At 66.6% G+C, this 19,239-nt stretch carries 18 protein-coding genes; 8 read left to right on the top strand and 10 right to left on the bottom strand.

Annotated features, from left to right (window positions below):
- Positions 1 to 2 precede the first annotated feature (2 nt).
- The 5 genes from CDV49_RS15785 to pyk all read right to left on the bottom strand — a co-directional run bounded on the left by CDV49_RS15785 (position 3) and on the right by pyk (position 4,921).
- Complete coding sequence (locus CDV49_RS15785) at positions 3 to 1,280, bottom strand: ABC transporter substrate-binding protein (RefSeq protein WP_088216373.1); 1,278 nt, start codon at positions 1,278 to 1,280, stop codon at positions 3 to 5.
- Positions 1,277 to 2,299: a LacI family DNA-binding transcriptional regulator gene (locus CDV49_RS15780; RefSeq protein WP_088216372.1), complete on the bottom strand. Its 1,023-nt coding sequence runs from the start codon at positions 2,297 to 2,299 to the stop codon at positions 1,277 to 1,279. The genes CDV49_RS15785 and CDV49_RS15780 overlap by 4 nt, the downstream gene beginning before the upstream one ends.
- Before the next feature lie 149 nt (positions 2,300 to 2,448).
- Complete coding sequence (rplT, locus tag CDV49_RS15775) at positions 2,449 to 2,814, bottom strand: 50S ribosomal protein L20 (RefSeq protein WP_088216371.1); 366 nt, start codon at positions 2,812 to 2,814, stop codon at positions 2,449 to 2,451.
- A 13-nt stretch (positions 2,815 to 2,827) separates the two neighbouring features.
- Entirely contained in the window at positions 2,828 to 3,028 is a 201-nt protein-coding gene (gene rpmI, locus CDV49_RS15770; protein WP_035743468.1) for a 50S ribosomal protein L35, read from the bottom strand.
- A gap of 441 nt (positions 3,029 to 3,469) precedes the next feature.
- Entirely contained in the window at positions 3,470 to 4,921 is a 1,452-nt protein-coding gene (gene pyk / locus CDV49_RS15765) for a pyruvate kinase (protein WP_088216370.1), read from the bottom strand.
- A 113-nt stretch (positions 4,922 to 5,034) separates the two neighbouring features.
- On the opposite strand from pyk, the gene CDV49_RS15760 reads away from it, so the two are divergent.
- The 3 genes from CDV49_RS15760 (at position 5,035) to CDV49_RS15750 (ending at position 8,124) form a co-directional block, all read left to right on the top strand.
- Positions 5,035 to 5,775 carry an N-formylglutamate amidohydrolase gene (locus tag CDV49_RS15760; protein WP_088216369.1) on the top strand — a complete coding sequence of 247 codons (741 nt, stop codon included), beginning with the start codon at positions 5,035 to 5,037 and terminating at the stop codon, positions 5,773 to 5,775.
- Between the two features lie 281 nt (positions 5,776 to 6,056).
- The gene (locus CDV49_RS15755; protein WP_088216368.1) at positions 6,057 to 6,350 is read left to right on the top strand and encodes a DUF1244 domain-containing protein; all 294 of its coding nucleotides are present in this window, start codon (positions 6,057 to 6,059) and stop codon (positions 6,348 to 6,350) included.
- A 145-nt stretch (positions 6,351 to 6,495) separates the two neighbouring features.
- Entirely contained in the window at positions 6,496 to 8,124 is a 1,629-nt protein-coding gene (locus CDV49_RS15750) for a long-chain-fatty-acid--CoA ligase (protein ID WP_088216388.1), read from the top strand.
- A gap of 290 nt (positions 8,125 to 8,414) precedes the next feature.
- On the opposite strand, the gene CDV49_RS15745 is transcribed toward CDV49_RS15750, so the two are convergent.
- The 3 genes from CDV49_RS15745 to CDV49_RS15735 are packed head-to-tail and all read right to left on the bottom strand — an operon-like array spanning position 8,415 to position 10,457.
- A complete protein-coding gene (locus CDV49_RS15745; protein ID WP_088216367.1) occupies positions 8,415 to 9,197 on the bottom strand; it encodes a metal ABC transporter permease in 783 nt (260 codons plus the stop codon).
- Positions 9,190 to 9,972, bottom strand: coding sequence for a metal ABC transporter ATP-binding protein (locus CDV49_RS15740; protein WP_088216366.1), 783 nt, complete (start codon positions 9,970 to 9,972; stop codon positions 9,190 to 9,192). Before CDV49_RS15740 ends, CDV49_RS15745 begins: the two co-directional genes overlap by 8 nt.
- On the bottom strand, positions 9,969 to 10,457 hold the full coding sequence (locus tag CDV49_RS15735) for a Fur family transcriptional regulator (protein ID WP_088216365.1): 489 nt from the start codon (positions 10,455 to 10,457) through the stop codon (positions 9,969 to 9,971). Before CDV49_RS15735 ends, CDV49_RS15740 begins: the two co-directional genes overlap by 4 nt.
- Before the next feature lie 74 nt (positions 10,458 to 10,531).
- On the opposite strand from CDV49_RS15735, the gene CDV49_RS15730 reads away from it, so the two are divergent.
- Entirely contained in the window at positions 10,532 to 11,512 is a 981-nt protein-coding gene (locus CDV49_RS15730; RefSeq protein ID WP_088216364.1) for a zinc ABC transporter substrate-binding protein, read from the top strand.
- A 100-nt stretch (positions 11,513 to 11,612) separates the two neighbouring features.
- Here the strand turns inward: CDV49_RS15730 and CDV49_RS15725 are convergent, their stop codons facing one another.
- Entirely contained in the window at positions 11,613 to 12,842 is a 1,230-nt protein-coding gene (locus CDV49_RS15725) for a urate hydroxylase PuuD (protein ID WP_088216363.1), read from the bottom strand.
- Between the two features lie 103 nt (positions 12,843 to 12,945).
- Here CDV49_RS15725 and CDV49_RS15720 point away from each other — a divergent pair, with 103 nt between their 5' ends.
- Positions 12,946 to 13,872: a LysR family transcriptional regulator gene (locus CDV49_RS15720; RefSeq protein ID WP_088216362.1), complete on the top strand. Its 927-nt coding sequence runs from the start codon at positions 12,946 to 12,948 to the stop codon at positions 13,870 to 13,872.
- A gap of 1,080 nt (positions 13,873 to 14,952) precedes the next feature.
- On the opposite strand, the gene CDV49_RS15710 is transcribed toward CDV49_RS15720, so the two are convergent.
- Entirely contained in the window at positions 14,953 to 16,386 is a 1,434-nt protein-coding gene (locus CDV49_RS15710) for an NAD-dependent succinate-semialdehyde dehydrogenase (protein ID WP_088216361.1), read from the bottom strand.
- Positions 16,387 to 16,652: 266 nt separating this feature from the next.
- Here CDV49_RS15710 and gltS point away from each other — a divergent pair, with 266 nt between their 5' ends.
- The 3 genes from gltS to CDV49_RS15695 form a co-directional block, all read left to right on the top strand.
- A complete protein-coding gene (gene gltS / locus CDV49_RS15705; RefSeq protein WP_256947373.1) occupies positions 16,653 to 17,870 on the top strand; it encodes a sodium/glutamate symporter in 1,218 nt (405 codons plus the stop codon).
- A gap of 50 nt (positions 17,871 to 17,920) precedes the next feature.
- The gene (locus tag CDV49_RS15700; RefSeq protein ID WP_088216360.1) at positions 17,921 to 18,373 is read left to right on the top strand and encodes a MarR family winged helix-turn-helix transcriptional regulator; all 453 of its coding nucleotides are present in this window, start codon (positions 17,921 to 17,923) and stop codon (positions 18,371 to 18,373) included.
- The coding region (locus CDV49_RS15695; protein WP_179209239.1) for an FUSC family protein at positions 18,373 to 19,239 on the top strand (867 nt) is incomplete at its 3' end. The genes CDV49_RS15700 and CDV49_RS15695, both read left to right, overlap by 1 nt.

Here is a 19,239-nt window from a genome sequence, read left to right as displayed (position 1 = left end):
GCTCATTCCACCGGACAGGGTCCGTCGCTTTTCGCATCCGGCGCCCAGCAGGGTGCCTTTGTCGTCTCCATGAGGCCGCTCAGCGCCTTGGCCTCCGCGTCCAGCACGGCCTGGATATCCTCTCCGTTCAGGACGATGCGCTGGAAGGTGTCGGTGTAGACCTTGTTGAACTCACCCCCCTTGTCGCCCAGCCCGACCGGCAGGAGAGAGATCATCCCGTCGCTCGCCGTCTGCGTGGCGGTGACGGCTGCAGCCATCGCCGCGATGCCGGGATCGCCGCCTTCGGGCAGCGGCACGGAAAGGGTCGGGAAGAAGCCGACCTTCTCCGCGGTCATGAGCTGCACCTCGGGCGTGACGAGATGCGCGATGACCTTCTCCGCCCCGGCCACATCGGGCGAGCCCTGCGGTATGGCCAGTCCCGCGACGACCGGCATGTAACCCCGGCCCTTCGGACCTGCGGGGGCGGGGAAGACCTTCACCTGATCCGGCATGGAGACGACGGCCTCCTTCAGGCGCGCGACGTGATCCCAGGCGACCCATACCTCGTCGGCGAGCAGCGGCTCCTGCATGAACCCGTAATTGGTGGAGGAGGGATTGGTCACGGCCCAGAGCGCCTTCATCATCTCCCAGCCCTTCACGGCCTCCGGGGACTTGAAAGTCCGCACCACGCCGCCGGTGTAGGAGGGGTAGAGATAGCCCTGGAAGAAGCGGGAGAAGAGACCCTTCGGCCCGGCGGGGAAGCCGATCCGTGCCTGCCCCGTCGCCTCCTGCATGGCCTTGCCCCAGGCGATGAGCTGCTCATAGGTCAGCGCATTCAGATCCGCGCCTTCGGGCAGGAATTCCAGCGCCTCCTGCTTGGCGACCATGACATAGGTCGCCTGCATCCAAGGGATATACTGCTGGTGGTCGTGCCCGAGCTTGCCGAGATCCATCAGCGCGGGGGTGATCCCCTTGTCCTTCAGCGCCGCGGCGATGTCGTCGAGCGGGGTGAGCATGTTCCGGTCCGCCAGCGGGGCAAGCTCGCCATGCGTTGCGCCGACGAGGCTGATGGTGTGTTTTCCGGCCTCCGCCTCCGCCGCCATGCGGACGGCGAATTGCGGCGGTTCCTCCACCACGTAGTCCACACCGTCGAGACCTTTCAGCAACTCCTGCCGGACGGCGGTCGCCTCCTCGATCGGGCGGAGCTGGGTGGACAGGAATATCGTCTCCGCCGGTGCGGCGCTTGCCGTCGTCGCGGCGAGGATGGCCAGCGCCAGCCCCTTGCGGGTTGCAGTCGTCATGATGTCTCCCTCCCTTGATTGGCCTTGCCCGGCCAAAGATGGCTTTCCCGGTCCACGAAGCGGACGGGGCGCAGATCCTGAAGTTCCGCCGCAGGGCGTCCGGCCATGGCGCCGATGATGAGCTCTGCCACCCGGTGCCCCAGCGCCTCGCCCTGCATGCTCATGCTGGAGAGCGACGGATGGGTGAAGGCGCCGAGCGGCAGGTTGTCGTGCCCCACCACCGCCGCGGAACGTCCCGCGGCGCGCAGCGCGCCAAGCGCGCCGATGGCCATTTCATCCGTCGTGCACAGAAGCGCCGTCGGCGGATCCTGCGTGGCGAGCAGCGCCTGCGCCGCGTCGAAGCCGCCCTGTTCCGACAGCTCCCCCACCGCCAGCAGATCGGCGGGAAGGCCCGCTGCCGCCATTGCGCCCTGCCAGCCCGTCGCGCGGGCATGAGCAAAGAAGAAATCCTGATTGCCGGCGACATGACCGATCCGGCGATGCCCGTCCGCGATGAACCGCTCCGTCGCGCGGCGAAAGCCGTCCTCGCCATCGCCGTCGAGCCACGGGTGCGGCTGGGCATTCTCCGTCCGTCCGTCCGTCACGAACGGCACACCGCGGGCTTGCAGGAAGGCCACACGCTCATCCTGTCTGCGGGTGCGGACCAGCAGGATCGCATCCACCCGCCGCCCGTCCACGAAACGGCGGCAGATGTCGATCTCGCTTTCCCCCTTCGGGACCGGGGCGATCATGAGGTTGAGCCGTTCCTGCGCCAGCCGCTCCGCACAGCCGGACAGCAGGTCGAGCAGGTGCGGCGTCCCGATCCGGCCCGCAGCGATGGGGAGCGGAACGGCCACGAGCTCCGCCCGCTGACGCCGGAGCCGCCGGGCCGAGGCATTGGGGCGGTAGCCCGCCGCATCCGCCGCCTGCCGCACGCGGTTCCGCGTCGCCTCCGCCACGTCGGAATAGCCGTCCAGCGCCCGCGACACCGTGGTGATCGACAGGTTGAGGGATTCGGCGAGTTCGCGCAGGTTTGTCATGGCTCCTCCGACGAGAAGTCTCTCCAAAACGTTTTGGGCTGTCAAGGAAGGCGTGCAGGGGAATGCATGGAGGAGGCCCACGAGACGTGAAAAAACCCCCGGAGCGGAGGCTCCGGGGGTTTCATGGCTGTCCGAACGTGCGGGCGGGATCAGGCGGCCAGAGCGGCCTTGGCCTTTTCCACGATCGCACCGAAGGCTTCCGGCTCATGCACGGCGAGATCGGCGAGCACCTTGCGGTCCACCTCGATCCCCGATTTGGCGAGGCCGTTGATGAAGACCGAGTAGGTCATATCGGCATCGGCAAGCCGCACGGCGGCGTTGATGCGCTGGATCCACAGCGCGCGGAAGTTCCGCTTGCGGACCTTCCGGTCGCGCGTTGCGTACTGGTTCGCCTTGTCCACCGCCTGCGTGGCGGTGCGGAAGTTGCGCGAGCGGGCGGAGTAGTAGCCCTTCGCGGCCTTCAGGACTTTCTTGTGAGCGGCGTGGGTGACCTTGCCGGATTTGACGCGTGCCATCTGTCAGCCTCCCTCAGCGATCGTACGGCATGTATTTCTTGACGATCTTCGCATCCGAATCGGACAGGATCATCGTCCCCGTCACTTCGCGGATGAATTTCGTCGAGCGTTTGATCATGCCGTGGCGTTTCCCGGCGGGACCGGCTTTTACCTTGCCCGTCGCGGTCATCGAGAACCGCTTCTTGGCGGCAGACTTGGTCTTCATCTTGGGCATTTCCATCTCCTCTTTCGAGTGGTCTTCCGCGCGACTCGGCATGCCACACTGGCCGGCCGCACGATTTCGGAAGGGGCCGCATACACGGGACCGGCGGGGGAGACAAGGGCGATGCGGCATTTTCCCGGAAATCCGTCGCGCCTTGCGGTGCGGACGCCCTGACAGGCTGCTGAAAAACTCGCGCACCTCCCCGGAAAGACAGAAACCGGACCGCTTCCGAGCCAAAACTTGCGGTTCTCGGGGCGCTCTACAACAATGTGGGGAAAGATCTCCGCCTCAGTATAAACCCGGAATGCCTTTTTCAGCCGCGTGCCGGGATCGCCGGTAAGCACGGATCATGTCGCACCCCCCGGTTCAGGATTCCATCCGTTCAGGACAGGGGGCGCGACGGAAGCGAAGTCGCCTCGGCTCCGGGATCAACGGGCGGAAAGGGAGGACGCGCTATTCCGCGTCCTCCTCCACCTTCATGATCTGGCGCACCTCGCAGGGCGCGATGCGCAGGATGTTGGTCGTGCCCTGCGTGTTGAAGGGCACGCCCGCGATGACGATGATATTGTCCTGCGGGCTGGCAAAGCCGTGGTTGATGGCCGCGCGCACCCCGTTCAGCACCGCCGTGCGGAACCGGTCAAGCTCCCCCGTCATCACGCAGTAGGTGCCCCAGGTGAGGCAGAGCTGCCGCGCGACCTGCGGCGTCATGGTCATGGCGATCTGCGGCACGCGCGAGCGTTCGCGGGCCACCAGCCGCGCCGACCGCCCCGTCTGGGTGAAGCAGCAGATCGCCTGAAGCTCGGTGGATTCCGCCACCTGGCGCGCAGCGGCGACGATGCTTTCCGCCCGGCCCGGATGGGGCACCTTCCGGGAGCTTTCGATGATCTCGCGATAGGTCGGATCGGTCTCCACCTCCTCCGCCACGGCGTTCATCGTGCGGACCGCCTCGACCGGGTATTTTCCGGCAGCGCTTTCGGCGGAGAGCATGACGGCATCCGCGCCCTCATAGATCGCGGTCGCGACGTCGGACACCTCCGCCCGCGTCGGCATGGGCGATTCGATCATGCTTTCGAGCATCTGGGTCGCGATGATGACCGGCTTGGCCGCGGCCCGGCACTTCCGCCCGATGCGCTTCTGGATCGGCGGCACGTTCTGGACGGGCAGTTCAACCCCCAGATCGCCGCGGGCGACCATGATGCCGTCCGACACCTCCAGAATCTCGTTCAGCGCCTTCACGGCGGCAGGCTTTTCGATCTTGGACAGAATCAGCGCCCGGCCTCTCGCCAGCTCCCGCGCCTCCGTCACGTCGGCGGGCCGCTGCACGAAGGAGAGCGCGAGCCAGTCCACGCCAAGCGCGCAGGCGAACTCCAGATCGGCCCGGTCCTTCTCGGACAGGGCAGCAAGCGGGAGCACCACATCCGGCACGTTCACGCCCTTGCGGTTGGAGATGGCTCCCCCCGCGATCACCGTGCAATCGGCGTAATCCACGCCGCAGGCGGTAACGGAGAGCCGTATCTTGCCGTCATTGACCAGCAAGGTCGCACCGGGTTCGAGAGCCGCGAAAATCTCCGGATGGGGAAGGCACACCCGCTGCTGGTTGCCCGGAGCGGGGTCGAGGTCGAAGCGGAATGCCGCGCCTTCCTCCAGCACTTCGGAGGCGTTCGCAAATACCCCGCAGCGCAGTTTCGGGCCCTGAAGGTCGGCGAGAATGCCGATCGGGCGGCCGATATCCGTCTCCACCTGCCGGATGATGGCGTGGCGCGCGGCCTGTTCTGCCTGACTGCCATGGCTCATGTTCAGGCGGAACACGTCCGCACCCGCCTCGAAAAGCGCTCGGATCGTCTCGTAATCGCTGGAGGAAGGGCCAAGCGTGGCCACGATTTTAACGTTGCGTTGGCGTCTCATCTGTCCTCGTTCGCGCTAACGGGCTTGTTCGGGCGCACTATTGCCCCATTGCGGCGTTGCGGCAACTGGTCGTTTGGCGGAGGCGGATCTATGGTCCGCTCTCGGAGGCCCGAATGACATACCAGCCCTATCACATTCTTGGCGCGGATCGCCCGTCCCGATGGCTCGTCACGGTGGATCACGCGGCCAATACGGTGCCGGATGCCGTCAACGGCGGTGATCTGGGCATCGCTTCCGCCGACATGCAGCGCCACATCGCCTACGATGTGGGCGCTGCGGGCGTGGGCGCGCGGCTGGGGGAGCTTCTGGACGCACCGGTGATCCTGTCGAACTTTTCCCGCCTCGTCATCGACCCGAACCGGGGGGAGGATGATCCGACCCTGCTGATGAAGCTCTACGACGGCACGATCATTCCCGCGAACCGACATGCCGACGCGGCGGAGGTGGAGCGCCGGCTCACCGCCTATCACCGGCCCTATCACATGGCGCTGGAGGCGCTGGCGGCGCGGCGGGAGGATACCGTGATCCTCGCCATTCACAGCTTCACCCCCAGACTTCAGGGGCGGGAGCCGCGGCCGTGGCATCTGGGGGTGCTCCATGCCGGAGAGGATGCGTTTTCGCAGGCGGTGCTGGCGCGGCTGCGGCGGGAAAGCGATCTCTGCATCGGCGACAATGAGCCTTATGCGGGGCACCTGCCGGGGGATTCGATCGACCGGCACGCGCTTGCACAGGGGCGAGCCAACACGTTGATCGAAGTCCGCAACGATCTTGTCCGGGAGGCGGAGGGGCAACGCGGCTGGGCGGAGCGGCTGGCGCCGCTGCTCACCGACGCCCTTGCCGACTCCGCCGTCTGAGGGGATGCGTCCAGCAGGCTGCTGAAAAAATTATGAAGTCTCACGCCTAAGCTCTGGAAATCTGTAAATCGGCCCCGGTATGCTCCCGAAATGTCCGGATTTCGCGCTGGATTTCGTCAGATTGCGAATGATCTCCGCTCCAACGCAGACCCAAAAGCCTTTTGCAGCAACCTGCTAAGGCGGATCTGTCTAAGGGAACCTCGTGAGCGGAACCCGGAGGCGCTCTGCCGGAAGATCGAAACCCATCTGCACACAAACGATACAACTATTGGAGGATGAACATGGACGACCAAACCCGTATCGAACTGGAGGCTGCGGCCTTTCGCGCGCTTCGCGACCATCTTGCCGCGCATCCCGAGGTGCAGAACATCGACCTGATGAACCTTGCCGGGTTCTGCCGCAACTGCCTGTCGCGCTGGTATCAGGAAGCGGCGGAAGCGCGGGGCATCCCGATGGACAAGGAGCAGGCGCGCACGGCCTTCTACGGGATGCCTTACGAGGACTGGAAAGCGCAGCATCAGCAGGAGGCCGGTGCCGCACAGCAGGCCGCCTTCGATGCGGCGAAGCACGACTGAACCTGCGCCGCGTGACCCAACGGAATACGCCGAACCCTCCGCAACGCGACAATGAAGTTCTGGTGGTTTTGCCGGCATTCGTGCCACAAAATGCGGAATGAGGCGCCCGAAGGGGCGCATCCGGTCCAAGGGGGAGGATTACTGGATGCTCGGCGGAATGATGTACAAGCCGCTCTTGATCAGCAGCCTGATCGAACATGCGGCGCGCTGGCACGGTGATACGGAGATCGTCTCGGTGGAGACGGCGGGCGGGATCGACCGTTCCGACTGGGCAACGGTGGAGGCCAATGCGCGGCGGCTTGCCTCGGCGCTGGAGGCGCGGGGGTTCGAGCGCGGCGACCGTATCGCCACCCTGGCCTGGAACAACCGCCGGCATCTGGAGCTTTACTACGGCATCGCTGGGGCGGGGATGGTCTGCCACACGCTGAACCCGCGTCTGCCGCCCGATCAACTCATCTATATCATGAACCACGCCAGCGACCGGCTGATCTTCGTGGACCGGACCTTCCTTCCGCTGATCGCCAAGGTGCTGCCGGAGCTTCAGACGCTCCGGGGTGTCGTCCTGATGGGGCCACGGGAGGAAGAAGCGGCCGCGATGGTCGAGGGGCTGCTCTTCCACGACGACCTGGTGGCGGAAGGGAACGACGGTTACACATGGCCGGAGTTCGACGAACTCAGCCCCTCCTCCCTTTGCTACACGTCCGGCACCACGGGCAATCCGAAGGGCGTGCTCTACACCCATCGCTCCACGGTGCTGCATTCCTATGGCGCGAACCAACCGGACGGGCTGGCGCTCAAGGGGTCCGACACGGTGATGCCGGTGGTCCCGATGTTCCACGTCAACGCCTGGGGTGTGCCCTATGTCGCGGCGGCGATGGGCTGCAAGATGGCGCTGCCGGGGCCGGGGCTGGATGGCGAGAGCCTCGTCAGGCTCATCAATGCGGAGGAAGTGACCGTCGCGCTCGGTGTGCCGACGATCTGGATGGGGCTGCTCGGCGCGCTGGAAAAGGCGGGCGAGACCTCCCTCAGCCTGCAGCGCACCATCGTCGGCGGATCGGCCCTGCCGCCCTCCATGATAAAGATATTCCGCGACCGCTACGGGGTGGAACTGATCCACGCCTGGGGGATGACGGAGACAAGCCCGATCGGCTCGCTCAACCAGTTGAAGCAGAAGCACCAGCATCTGAGCGACGCAGAAAAGGAAGCGATCCGGCAGGGGCAGGGACGCCCGCCCTTCGGCGTGGATCTGCGCGTCGTGGATGCGGAGGGGCATATCCTCGCCAATGACGGGGAGGAGCAGGGCCAGCTTCAGATCCGCGGTCACTGGATCATCCAGAACTACTTCGGGCAGGAGAAATCCGCGCTGACCTTCGACGGGTGGTTCGATACGGGCGACATCGCCACGCTGGACGAGGATGGCTACATGATCATCCGCGACCGGGCGAAGGACATCATCAAGTCGGGGGGAGAGTGGATCTCCACCGTGGAGCTGGAGAACATCGCCATCGCCCATCCGCTCGTGGCCAATGCCGCGGCCATCGCGGCGCGCCATGAGAAATGGGACGAACGGCCGGTGCTGATCGTGCAGAAGCGGCCCGCCGTCGAGGTGACGGAGGCAGATCTGCTGGCCTTCTACGACGGCAAGGTGGCGAAATGGCAGGTGCCGGACCGCGTGATCTTCGTCGAAAGCCTGCCGCTCGGCGCGACGGGCAAGGTGGTGAAGGCGAAGCTGCGGGAGCTTTACGGGGATATCCTGCTCGGTCAGGTGGCCTGACGGGCGGGTTCAAAGGGCTTTGCGGTGGGACGGGCTCCTGAAAGGGTGCCTGTTTCACTGCAACTCGCCGACACCGGCGTTGATTTCCCGGAGTGCGGTGGCCGTGACCCCGGATTTGCGGCCGTCTGCCAGCAGGCTGCTGAGGAAGCATTCCGCGGTTGCGCCGGGGCGGAGATCGTCTCCACATTGGTGAGGCGCGCCCCGGAAACTGCACGTTTTGCGTGTGACCGGATAGATTTTCCCGCTTTCAATGCAAGCCCGGGGAGGGGCCCGGCCTTTTCGGCAGCCTGCTAGGCTTTCCGGCGGATCAGGGCGGTTGCGGCGAAGATCAGCGTCGCGGCGGTCACGATGGAGGGGCCGGCGGGCGTGTCCAGCCGGAAGGAGGCCCAAAGCCCCGCCAGCGTCGCCACGGCGCCCGCCGCGACGGCGGTCAGCGCCGCAGATTCCGGCGTCCGGGCAATGCCGCGGGCGGTCGCGGCCGGGATGAGCAGCATGGCGGCGATCAGCAGGGCACCCACCACCTTGATCGCCAGCGCCACCACCAGAGCGAGCGCGATGGTCAGCACCAGCCGCTCCCTGTCCGGGCGGAGCCCCGAGGCCACCGCCAGATCGCCCGACAGCGTGGTCAGCACCAGCGCGTTCCAGCGCAGCCCGATCAGCGTCAGCGTCAACGCCGCGCCGATCCAGATCGTCGCCACATCCCCCCAGCTTACGGCGAGGATATCGCCGAACAGATAGGCGTCGAGGCTGACGCGCACCGGCAGGAACGACACGGCCACCAGCCCGAAGGCCAGCGCCGAATGCGCGATGACGCCGAGCGTCGTATCCAGCGCCCAGCCCCGCGCCGCCAGCGTGGAGACCGCAAGCGCGGCCAGCAGCGCCACCAGCAGGATCCCCGCCTGCACCGGCAGGGTCAGCGCCAGCGACAACGCAACTCCGAGGATCGCGGCATGGGAGGTCGCGTCGCCGAAATAGGCCATCCGCCGCCAGACGACGAAACAGCCGAGCGGCCCCGCCGCCGCCGCGACGCCCAGGCCCGCAAGGGCCGCGCGGATCAGGAAGGGGTCAAGCATGTTTCCTCTCGCCGTCATGATGGCCGTGGTCATGCGGGTGATCGTGACCCTGTCCGTCATCGCCGCCGTGGTCATGGTCGTGGTCATGATGGTGACGGTAAAGCGCCATGGTGCCGCCGGTGCCGTCGCCGAACAGCGCCCGGTATTCCGGCGCGGTGGAGACGTGCCGGGGTGCCCCCTCGCAGCAGACATGCCCGTTCAGGCAGATCACCCGGTCGGAAGCCGCCATGACCACGTGCAGGTCGTGGCTGACCATCAGCACCGCCGCGCCGGTTTCCTGCCGGACCGTTTCGATCAGCCGGTAGAAGGCGCCTGTTCCCGGCTGGTCCAGCCCCTGTGTCGGCTCGTCGAGCATCAGCAGGTTCGGGCGGGACAGCAGGGCGCGGGCCAGCAGCACCCGCTGAAACTGTCCGCCCGAGAGAGCGGAAAGCTGCCGGCCACCAAGGCCCGGCACGCCCACCCGCTCCAGCATCGCTGAGGCCTCGGTATCGGTGACGGGGCGGGGAAGCGACAGAAACCGCCGCACGGTCATGGGCATGCCGGTATCGACATGCAGCTTCTGCGGCACGTAGCCGATGGTGAGGTCCGGCGCGCGGGTGACCCTCCCGGTGGAGGGGATGGCGCCGAGCAGCGCCTTGAGCAGCGTGGACTTGCCCGAGCCGTTCGGGCCGATCACGGTCACGATCTCGCCCGGCTCGATGGCGAAATCCACCCCGGTCAGCACGGGCGCGCCGCCGTAGCTTACATTCAGGGATCGCGCGGTGAGCAGGCTCATGCCGCGCTCCGGCAGGCGGGGCAGAGGCCGACCGCCTCGATGCTGGACCGCTGGACGACGAAATCCCCGGCCGCGGCTTCCAGCGCGGCGCGAACCGTCTCGCCAGGCGTTTCCGCGACCGTGCCGCAGCCCTCGCAGATCAGGAATACCGGCGCGTGGTCCTTGCCGGGGCTCATGCAGGCGGTGAAGGCGTTCAGGCGGCGCACGCGGTGGGCAAGCCCGTTCTCCACCAGGAATTCCAGCGCGCGATAGGCCACCGGGGGCTGCTTGCCGAACCCCTCCGCCGCCAGCCGCTCCAGCACGTCATAGGCCCCCATGGCGCGATGGGCTTCGAGCAGGATTTCGAGCGTTCTCCGGCGCACCGGGGTAAGCCGCACGCCGTGTTCGAGGGCAAGCATCTCCGCCCGGGCGAGGAGATCGCCGGTGCAGTGGGAGTGGTCATGATCCGCAAAGGCGCGCGGCCCGGGCGTTTCTGTGCTTGACATGTTATATTATAACTCAATACGAAGCGTTACAGAATAACATATGCACTTGCAGAGCGACCGCAAGGAGAAACCGGATGCGCTACCTCATACCTTTGCTGACCGCCTTTGCAGCGCCCGCCACCGCTGCGCCTACCGTGGTCACGGACATCCCGCCCGTGCATTCGCTGGCCGCGCAGGTGATGGAGGGCGTGGCGGAGCCGGTGCTGCTCCTCGACCGGGGGGCGGATGCGCACGACTTCCAGCTCCGGCCCTCGCAGGCACGGGCGCTGGGGTCGGCGGATCTCGTGGTCTGGATCGGGCCGGAGATGTCGCCGTGGATGGCGCGGGGCATCGGCAAGACGCCCGCCCTTGCGCTCCTGCACGCGCCCGGAACCGAAGTGCGGAGCTTTGGGGAGGACGGTCATGCCGACGGTCATGACGACCATGGTCACGATCAAGAGGGACACGGGCACGATAGCCACGGTCATAATGATGACGGTGATGAGACGGATCATGCCGCGGGCGATGATCATGCCGGCCATCACCATGAGGGCCATCACCATGAGGGCCTTGACCCCCACGCCTGGCTCGACCCCGCGAATGCCGCGCATTGGCTGGAGGCGATCGCGGCGGAACTGTCGCGCCTCGACCCGGAGCATGCGGCAACCTATGCGCGCAACGCCGCCTCCGCGAAGGAGCGTGTCTCCGCGCTGGACGCACGACTGAAGGCGGAACTGGCCGTGGCGAAGGACCGGCCCATCGTGCTGTTCCATGACGCCTACGGCTATTTCGCGGCCCATTACGGGCTCGACATCCTCGCCACGGTCTCGGACGGAGAGGCGGCGACGCCCGGCGCCCAGCGGTTGAGCGCGCTGCGCGGAGAGATCGCGGATGCGGCCTGCATCTTCCCGGAGGCCAACCACGACCCCGCCTATCTCAGACTGCTGACCGAAGGGACGACCGTGAAGATAGGCGGCGCGCTGGACCCGGAGGGCAGCCGGCTGGAGCCGGGGGCCGCGCTTTACGCCGACCTGATGACGGGTCTGGCGGATACGGTTTCGGCCTGCCTGAAGTAACTTGGCCTGAAGTAACTTGGCCTGAGGTAACTTGGCCTGAAGCAATGCCCGCCTGAAATAGTCTGGCCCGAGGTACTGGCCCTAAGTAACTGGCCCGAAGTCAGGACCCGTTTGCGGCGCGATACCAGGCGATGATCCGGGCGCGCTCCTCCGGCTCCATGAAGGAGACGTTGGCGGGCGGCATCGCATGGGTGATGCCCGCCTGCAGGTAGATGTCCTTGGCCTGCCGCGCGATATGGCCGGGCGTGTCCAGCCGCACGCCGCGCGGCGCCCACAGGATCCCTTCATAGCCCGGCTCCGCCGCGTGGCACATGGAGCAGCGCCCCATCACGATGTCGGAGACCTGCTGGAACCCCTCCGCCTGCGCGAATTTCGCGGCCCCGCCCTGCAGCAGCACCTCATCCGGCGGATCGGTGCGGAACATGGGCGCGGTGGAAAGCCAGGCGATGATGAGGAAGATCACCGCCGTCACCGCCCAGGTCCAGTTGGGCTGACCCTTCCGCGCGTGCATCGTGTTGAAGTAGTGACGGATCGTCACCCCCATGAGGAACACGAGGCTCGCGATCAGCCAGTTGTATTCGGTGGCGAAGGCGAGCGGATAGTGGTTCGACAGCATCAGGAAGATGACCGGCAGCGTCAGGTAGTTGTTGTGGGTCGAACGCTGCTTGGCGATCTTGCCGTATTTCGGATCGGGCGTGCGGCCGGCCTTCAGGTCTGCCACGACGATCTTCTGGTTCGGAATGATGATCATGAACACGTTGGCCGACATGATCGTCGCGGTGAAGGCGCCCAGATGCAGCAGCGCCGCACGACCTGAAAAGACCTGCGTATATCCCCAGGCCATGCAGACCAGCAGCACGTAGAGCAGGATCATCAGCCGCGTGTTGTCATCGCCGAATTTCGATTTGCAGATCAGGTCATAAGCCAGCCACCCGAAGCCGAGCGAGCCGAGCGAGATCAGGATCGCCCCCCAGGCCGGGATATCCGCCACCGACGGATCGACGAGGAACAGCGACGCGCCGTGATAATAGACCACGGCCAGCAGCGCGAAGCCCGACATCCAGGTAAAGTAGCTCTCCCATTTGAACCAGGTGAGGTGCTCGGGCAGCCGCTCCGGCGCCACGAGATATTTCTGGATATGGTAGAAGCCGCCGCCATGGACCTGCCATTCCTCCCCATGCGCGCCTTCCGGCATGCCCGGCGCCCTTTGCAGGCCGAGGTCGAGCGCGATGAAATAGAAGGACGATCCGATCCATGCGATCGCCGTCACCACGTGAAGCCAGCGGATGGCAAATTCCAGCCATTCCCCGAGGACGGTCAGATCGAACATTGGCAAACTCCCGGCTATGCGCCGGGCAGGCTATACCGGGGACGACCTTCCTGTTAATTCGATAAATCTCCCAGCACTTTCAAAATCCGGCGCAAAATAACCCATGGCCTATGTCGAGAACGTCCGCATGTTCGTCCGTGTCTATGAATTGGGCAGCATGAGTGCGGCAGCACGGGATCAGCGCACCTCCCCCGCCGTCGCATCGGCGCGGATTTCCGATCTGGAGCGGCATCTCGATACCCGGCTGTTCAACCGCACGACCCGGACCCTGACGCCGACCGAGTCGGGCCGGATCTTCTATGAAGGCGCGCTGCGGCTTCTGGAGGCGATGGAGGCGGCGGAGGCGGAGGTGCGGGACGCCGCCAATACCCCTCAGGGCACGGTGTTCGTCGCGGCTCCGCTGGGGGTGGGGCGGCGGCTGATCGCGCCTTTCGTGCCGGAATTCCATGACATGCATCCTCGTGTCGATATCCGCATGCGGCTGAGCGACCGGGGGGTGGACATGGCGGGAGAGGGGCTGGATGTGGCCTTTCATCTCGGTCGGCTGGAGGACAGCGAGCTGAAGGTGCGGGTGATCGCCGAATGTCCGCGGCTTCTCTGTGCGGCGCCGGCCTATGTCGCGGCGCGGGGAAATCCGGCGGATGGCGCGGCGCTGGTCCGGGATCGCCATGCCTGCCTCAACCTGCGCTTTCCGGGCGCGCGGGAGTTTCGCTGGACGCTGATGACACCGGAGGGGCCGGAGCGGTTCCAGGTCTCCGGCCCCTATGAGAGCGATGACGGCGACGTGCTCACGGGCTGGGCACTGGCGGGCCGGGGCATCGTGATGAAGCCGGTGTTCGAGGTGGCCCGACACCTTGCCTCCGGCGCGCTGGTGGCGGTGGCGGAGGCGACGCCCCCGCTTGCCATCCAGCTTTCCTGCCTGACCCCGCATCGCCGTCTCCGCGATCCGAAGATCCGCCTGTTCGTGGACTTCATGGTTCAGCGCTGCCGTGAAGGCCTCACCCGGCGGATGGAGCTTCTGGGGAAGTGAGCGGTCTTCGGCCCGTAATGCGCTGAGGGGGGCACGGCGAGTCGAGGTCTTGGGAGAGAGGCCTCTGCGGTAGCCGATAGCTCGCGGCGTCCGGCGGACAGGGTGTTACCAGCTTGCTGCTTTATTCATACGGTGCCCCAGTAGCCCACCGTTGTTGTTGACTTGGTCGGCGCGGTCCGCCCCGCTGCCCCGCTGCCCCGCTGCCCCGCTGCCCCGCTGCCCCGCTGCCCCGGTCATGCAGGTGGCCGGTCGTCTGCCTCGGGACTGTCGTTCAGCCGCTTCCCCCGGCCCGGGCCATCCACCGTCCGATGGATTTTCATGGTCCGCCCGCCCCCAGGAGCGCCCCGTGCACAGGTGACCGGACTCCTTTTCCTGACCGTTGGTGACGCGCTGATGCACCCGGTTCGACGACGATGGGTCATCGGATTTCGCGCCGGCAGCCTCCGATACCCCCTTGCGGAATACGTGCCTGGATGATCCGCCACGCGTCAGCGGCTGTGGCGGCTGTGGCGGCTGTGGCGGCTGTGGCGGCTGTGGCGGCTGTGGCGGCTGTGGCGGCTGTGGCGGCTGTGGCGGCTGTGGCGGCTGTGGCGGCTGTGGCGGCTGTGGCGGCTGTGGCGGCTGTGGCGGCTGTGGCGGCTGCCGGAGCGCGCGGAAATATTCGCCCACGGCGCCCTGTCCGTTTTGCCAGAGCGGCCTGCTCCACACGCGGCGATCCTCTATCCTCACCTTTGCCAGCAGCAAGCAAAGGCTCCGGGAGCAGGCCCAAAAGGAGCTGCCTCCGCGCGCATCAGCCGGAGGCGAGGGCTGGATCGCGATCCAGCCCGAAATCGGTCAGATCGACGCGCCCTCTCCTCATCTCGCTGCCTTCACGAACGTGAATCACGGTGCTCTCCCCGGGAGAAACCCCTGCGGGACGTGACGCGAGAGGCGGGACGTGACGCGAGCGGCGGGAAGGGGCGCGAGCGGCGGGAAGGGGCGCAGGGGGCGGGGGACCTGGCGCAAAAGACGGATATCGCGCCCTGTCTCTCCGCCGGGGGTCGCGGGGGGCGTCCCCCGCGCCTTGTTCACCGCCCGTGCTTACCCCAGACGCGTGATGAAGCGGGTTTCCACATAGGCGTCCAGCGCTTCCGAGCCGCCCTCCGTGCCGTAGCCCGAATCCTTGATGCCGCCGAACGGAACTTCCGGCAGGGCAAGGCCAAGATGGTTGATCGCCAGCATGCCGGATTCCACTTCGCGCGACAGCCGGTCCGCCGTGGCGGAGGCGCGGGTGAAGGCATAGGCGGCAAGCCCGTAGGGCAGGCGGTTGGCTTCCGCGATCGCCTCGTCCAGATCGCCGAACCGGTTCACGACCGCAACGGGGCCGAAAGGCTCCTCGTTCATGATCCGTGCCTCGGTCGGCACATCGGCCAGCACGGTCGGCTCGAAGAAGTAGCCCTTGTTGCCGATCCGCTGGCCGCCCGTGGTCAGCCGCGCGCCATGCTCCACGGCATCGCCGATCAGCGCCTGAAGGGCTGGAATGCGGCGCTCATTGGCGAGCGGGCCCATGTCCATGCCCTTTTCCAGCCCGTTGCCGACCTTCACAGCCTTCGCCGCTTCGGTGAAGCCGTCGATGAAGGCGTCGGCCACTTTCTCCTGAACGAGGAAACGGGTGGGCGAGACGCAGACCTGCCCGGCATTGCGGAACTTGTGCACGGACATCAGCGAGATCGCCTTCTCGATATCCGCGTCCTCCGCCACGATGACCGGCGCATGGCCACCAAGCTCCATCGTCGCACGTTTCATGCTCTGCCCGGCGAGCGCTGCGAGCTGTTTGCCGACGGGGGTGGAGCCGGTGAAGGTCACCTTGCGGATGGTCGGATGCGGGATGAGGTATTCGGAGATCTCCGCAGGCACCCCGTAAACAAGGTTGATGACGCCCGCAGGCGCGCCCGCATCGATGAAGCAGCGGATCAGTTCGGCGGGAGAGGAGGGCGTCTCCTCCGGCGCCTTCACGATGATGGAGCAGCCTGTCGCCACGGCGGCGGAGAGTTTGCGCACCACCTGGTTGATCGGGAAGTTCCAGGGCGTGAAGGCCGCGACCGGCCCGACGGGAAGCTTCATGGTGATCTGCATCACCCCCGGCTGGCGGGAGGGGATGACCTGACCATAGGTGCGGCGGCCTTCCTCGGCGAACCATTCGATGGTTTCCGCGCCGGCGAGGATCTCACCCTTGGCCTGGGCAAGCGGCTTGCCCTGTTCGCGGGTCATCTTCCAGGCGATATCGTCGGCGCGCTCCCGCAGCAGCGCCGCGGCCTTGCGCATGACCTTCACCCGGTCCATGACGCCGGTGTTCTTCCAGATCTCAAAACCCTTCTCCGCGGCGGCAAGCGCGCGGTCCAGATCCGCCTGTTTGGCCCAGGCGACGCGGCCGATCTCTTCCTCCGTCGCGGGATCGACGACGGGGATCCACCCGCCCGTGCCATCGCACCAGGCGCCGTCGATGTGGAGCTGGACGTCTGTATAGGCAGGCATGATGGTTCCTCTCATCCGAATGCAGGTCAGCAGATGCGCCGCAGGCTGCGGCCCCGCGCAGTCTTGGCTCCGCTCTCCGTCAGGGTCAAGGGCGGGTTGTCTGTCAGGCGGTCAGATGCCTGACAGACGTCCGCCCGCCCGCCCGCGGCGCGTCGGTTGCGGGCCTGCCGCCGGCAACCGACGTCGCGGGTTCGGCGACGGCTCCCTTGCCAGCTTCCGGTCCCGGTCCTACGCTTTCCCGAATGGCGGTCAGCGGAGATAGCTTCATGCAACTTCAGGTGTTGCAGGTCGATGCGCATCTCTCGTTCACTCTGGCGGTGTTCCTGCTCATCGTCGGGAAGATACTCACTTTGCGCTGGTCGCTGCTGCGCCGGTATTCCATCCCCGAGGCGGTTGCGGGCGGGCTGGCCTTCATCGCCGTCGTCACGATCCTCCACATGTGCTGGGGGATCGACGTGGAGATGGAGCTTGGCGCGCGGGATTTCCTTCTGCTCGTATTCTTTGCCGGGATCGGGCTGAACGCCGATATCCGGGCGTTGCGGGAGGGCGGCCGCCCCCTGCTGGTGCTGACAGGCATTTCGGTGGCCTTCATGGTCATCCAGAACATCGCCGGGGTTCTGGTCGCGCTGGCCTTCGGTCGTCCCGCGCTGGAGGGGCTGCTGGTCGGCTCCATCCCGCTGACAGGCGGCGTGGGAACCACCCTCGCCTGGGCGCCGATTCTGGAGACGCAGCACGGCATCGCCGCGGCGATGGAGCTGGGTGTGGCCTCCAATACGGTCGGGCTGATCGCGGCCTGTCTCATCGGTGGGCCGATGGCGGCCTTTCTGATGACCCGCTACCGGGTGCGCCCCTCTGAGGACAGACGTCTGGAAATCGGCGCCACGCATCAGAATCCGCCGCCGCTCGACTACATGTCGGTGCTATGGGCAGTCCTGCTGCTGGATGTCACGGTGATGGCGGGGCGGGCGCTGCATGGCGTGATCTCGCTCACAGGCGTCACGCTTCCCGCATTTGTCAGCTGTCTTCTCGCCGGTATTCTCGTCAGGGCGCTGCTTCCGGGCAGGCTGCGGGGCCGGGTGAGCCGCCAGTGGCCCGGGATGCGGCGCGCGATGGCGCTTCTGTCGGAACTGGCGCTGGGGCTGTTCCTGGTCATGGCGCTCATGGGACTGAAGCCCTGGGCGCTCGCGGAGGTTCTGGGTTTCGTGACGGTTGCGCTGGCGGTGCAGATCGCCCTGACGCTGATCTACACGGTCTTCGTCGTGTTCCGCGCGATGGGGCGGAATTACGAGAGCGTGGTGATTTCCTCGGGCTTCGGCGGCATCACGCTCGGCTCCACGGCCACGGCCATCGCCAACATGACGGCGGTGGCGCGGCAATACGGGGCCGCGCATGCGGCCTTTGTCATCGTCCCGCTGGTTTGCGGGTTTTTCATCGACCTTGCGAATGCGGCCATCATCTCTGTCTTCGTGCGGCTGTTGACATAGTGGCATTCAAATGGATTGAATCCAAACTAGTTTTATGACATATTATTAGTATGCGTCATGATACTCCTCTCTCCCGTTTCGGTTTCGTCTTTTCCCGCACCGCACGCCGCTGGCGGCGCGAGCTTGACCTGCGTCTGGCCGGGATCGGCATGGCCGATGCAACCTGGCCCCCCCTCGTGCACCTCAGCCTGTCGGGGGGCGGGATCAGCCAGAAGGAGCTTGCGGAGCGTGTGGGCATCGACGGGTCGAGCCTGGTGCGGCTGCTTGACATCCTGTCGGAGCGGGGGCTGCTCGAACGCCGGCCCGATCCGGTCGACCGCCGCTCCCGCCGGCTCTATCTCACCCCCGCGGGGGAGACGGCGGTCCAGCGGATCGAGGCCGTTCTGGAGCGAACGGAGCGTGAGATGCTTGAGGATCTCGGCCCCGATGACCTCATGCGTCTTCTGGAGGCGATGGACCACATCGACCGCCGCATCGCCCGCATGCAGCAGGAGGAGCGGTGATGGCCCGCCTCCTTTCCCGTCTGGGCATCGATGCGGCGCGTCTCCGCTTTACCGGACTGACGGCGCTTGCAGCCTGTATGTCGCTTGTTGCGGCCTGGGCATTGGGGCTCGAGCATCCGCAATGGTCGGCCATGTCGGTCTGGGCGGCGGCGCTGCCGGTGCGGGGCCAGCTTCTGGAAAAAGCCGCCAACCGGTTTCTGGGGACCGTGGTCGGCGCCCTGTTCGGCATGGGGCTGATGGTCGTCTCTGGCGGGGACATGGTGGTTCTCGTCGTGGGAATCGCGCTGTGGCTGGGGCTTTGCGCCGGGCTTGGGAATGTCATCCGGGGGTTCGCGGGCTATGGCGCCATGCTGGCGGGCTATTCCGCGGCCATGGTCGCGCTGCTGGATACCGGACACCCCGAGAATGTGCTGCACCTCGGGCTGGACAGGATGGCGACGGTGCTTGTCGGTGTTGCCATCGCGCTGGCCGTCGGCTGGGTCTTCGGTCGCGCCGCCGATGGGTCGGAGCCATATGCCCGCGTCAGGGCGCTGACCCGTCGCCTGCTGTCGGCGGCTGCCGCCACGCTCCGCGGCGTGCCTGCCGATGCGCGGGAGGCGACGGCCCTTCTCTCCGAAATGGCGTCGATCGAGGATACGCTGGACACCGCGACTGCTGGCTCCCGCCGCGCCCGCAGGAGCGCGCGGGCGACCCGTTGGCTTCTGTCGGGGCAGGTCGGGCTGATGCTCTGGCTCCGGTCGGAACGGGCGGGCCGCGTGCCGCGCGCGGGGGATGCGCAAACAGCGGCGGCGCTGGACACCGCTGCCGCCGCCATCGACCGGGGGGACGACATCTCGCCCGTGTTGCGCGCCGCGGCGGCCGAGGCC

The organism is Haematobacter genomosp. 1 (assembly GCF_002196855.1).
Taxonomy (GTDB): domain Bacteria; phylum Pseudomonadota; class Alphaproteobacteria; order Rhodobacterales; family Rhodobacteraceae; genus Haematobacter.
Note: the sequence above shows the minus strand (reverse complement) of the source record. Positions and strands in the feature narration are given on the sequence as shown.

What these genes read in the sequence shown, in the direction of transcription:
- CDV49_RS15785 (WP_088216373.1), bottom strand. Translation starts at nt 1,280, where the DNA reads ATGACGACTGCAACCCGCAAGGGGCTGGCGCTGGCCATCCTCGCCGCG.
- CDV49_RS15780 (WP_088216372.1), bottom strand. Translation starts at nt 2,299, where the DNA reads ATGACAAACCTGCGCGAACTCGCCGAATCCCTCAACCTGTCGATCACC.
- rplT (WP_088216371.1), bottom strand. Translation starts at nt 2,814, where the DNA reads ATGGCACGCGTCAAATCCGGCAAGGTCACCCACGCCGCTCACAAGAAA.
- rpmI (WP_035743468.1), bottom strand. Translation starts at nt 3,028, where the DNA reads ATGCCCAAGATGAAGACCAAGTCTGCCGCCAAGAAGCGGTTCTCGATG.
- pyk (WP_088216370.1), bottom strand. Translation starts at nt 4,921, where the DNA reads ATGAGACGCCAACGCAACGTTAAAATCGTGGCCACGCTTGGCCCTTCC.
- CDV49_RS15760 (WP_088216369.1), top strand. Translation starts at nt 5,035, where the DNA reads ATGACATACCAGCCCTATCACATTCTTGGCGCGGATCGCCCGTCCCGA.
- CDV49_RS15755 (WP_088216368.1), top strand. Translation starts at nt 6,057, where the DNA reads ATGGACGACCAAACCCGTATCGAACTGGAGGCTGCGGCCTTTCGCGCG.
- CDV49_RS15750 (WP_088216388.1), top strand. Translation starts at nt 6,496, where the DNA reads ATGCTCGGCGGAATGATGTACAAGCCGCTCTTGATCAGCAGCCTGATC.
- CDV49_RS15745 (WP_088216367.1), bottom strand. Translation starts at nt 9,197, where the DNA reads ATGCTTGACCCCTTCCTGATCCGCGCGGCCCTTGCGGGCCTGGGCGTC.
- CDV49_RS15740 (WP_088216366.1), bottom strand. Translation starts at nt 9,972, where the DNA reads ATGAGCCTGCTCACCGCGCGATCCCTGAATGTAAGCTACGGCGGCGCG.
- CDV49_RS15735 (WP_088216365.1), bottom strand. Translation starts at nt 10,457, where the DNA reads ATGTCAAGCACAGAAACGCCCGGGCCGCGCGCCTTTGCGGATCATGAC.
- CDV49_RS15730 (WP_088216364.1), top strand. Translation starts at nt 10,532, where the DNA reads ATGCGCTACCTCATACCTTTGCTGACCGCCTTTGCAGCGCCCGCCACC.
- CDV49_RS15725 (WP_088216363.1), bottom strand. Translation starts at nt 12,842, where the DNA reads ATGTTCGATCTGACCGTCCTCGGGGAATGGCTGGAATTTGCCATCCGC.
- CDV49_RS15720 (WP_088216362.1), top strand. Translation starts at nt 12,946, where the DNA reads ATGGCCTATGTCGAGAACGTCCGCATGTTCGTCCGTGTCTATGAATTG.
- CDV49_RS15710 (WP_088216361.1), bottom strand. Translation starts at nt 16,386, where the DNA reads ATGCCTGCCTATACAGACGTCCAGCTCCACATCGACGGCGCCTGGTGC.
- gltS (WP_256947373.1), top strand. Translation starts at nt 16,653, where the DNA reads ATGCAACTTCAGGTGTTGCAGGTCGATGCGCATCTCTCGTTCACTCTG.
- CDV49_RS15700 (WP_088216360.1), top strand. Translation starts at nt 17,921, where the DNA reads ATGCGTCATGATACTCCTCTCTCCCGTTTCGGTTTCGTCTTTTCCCGC.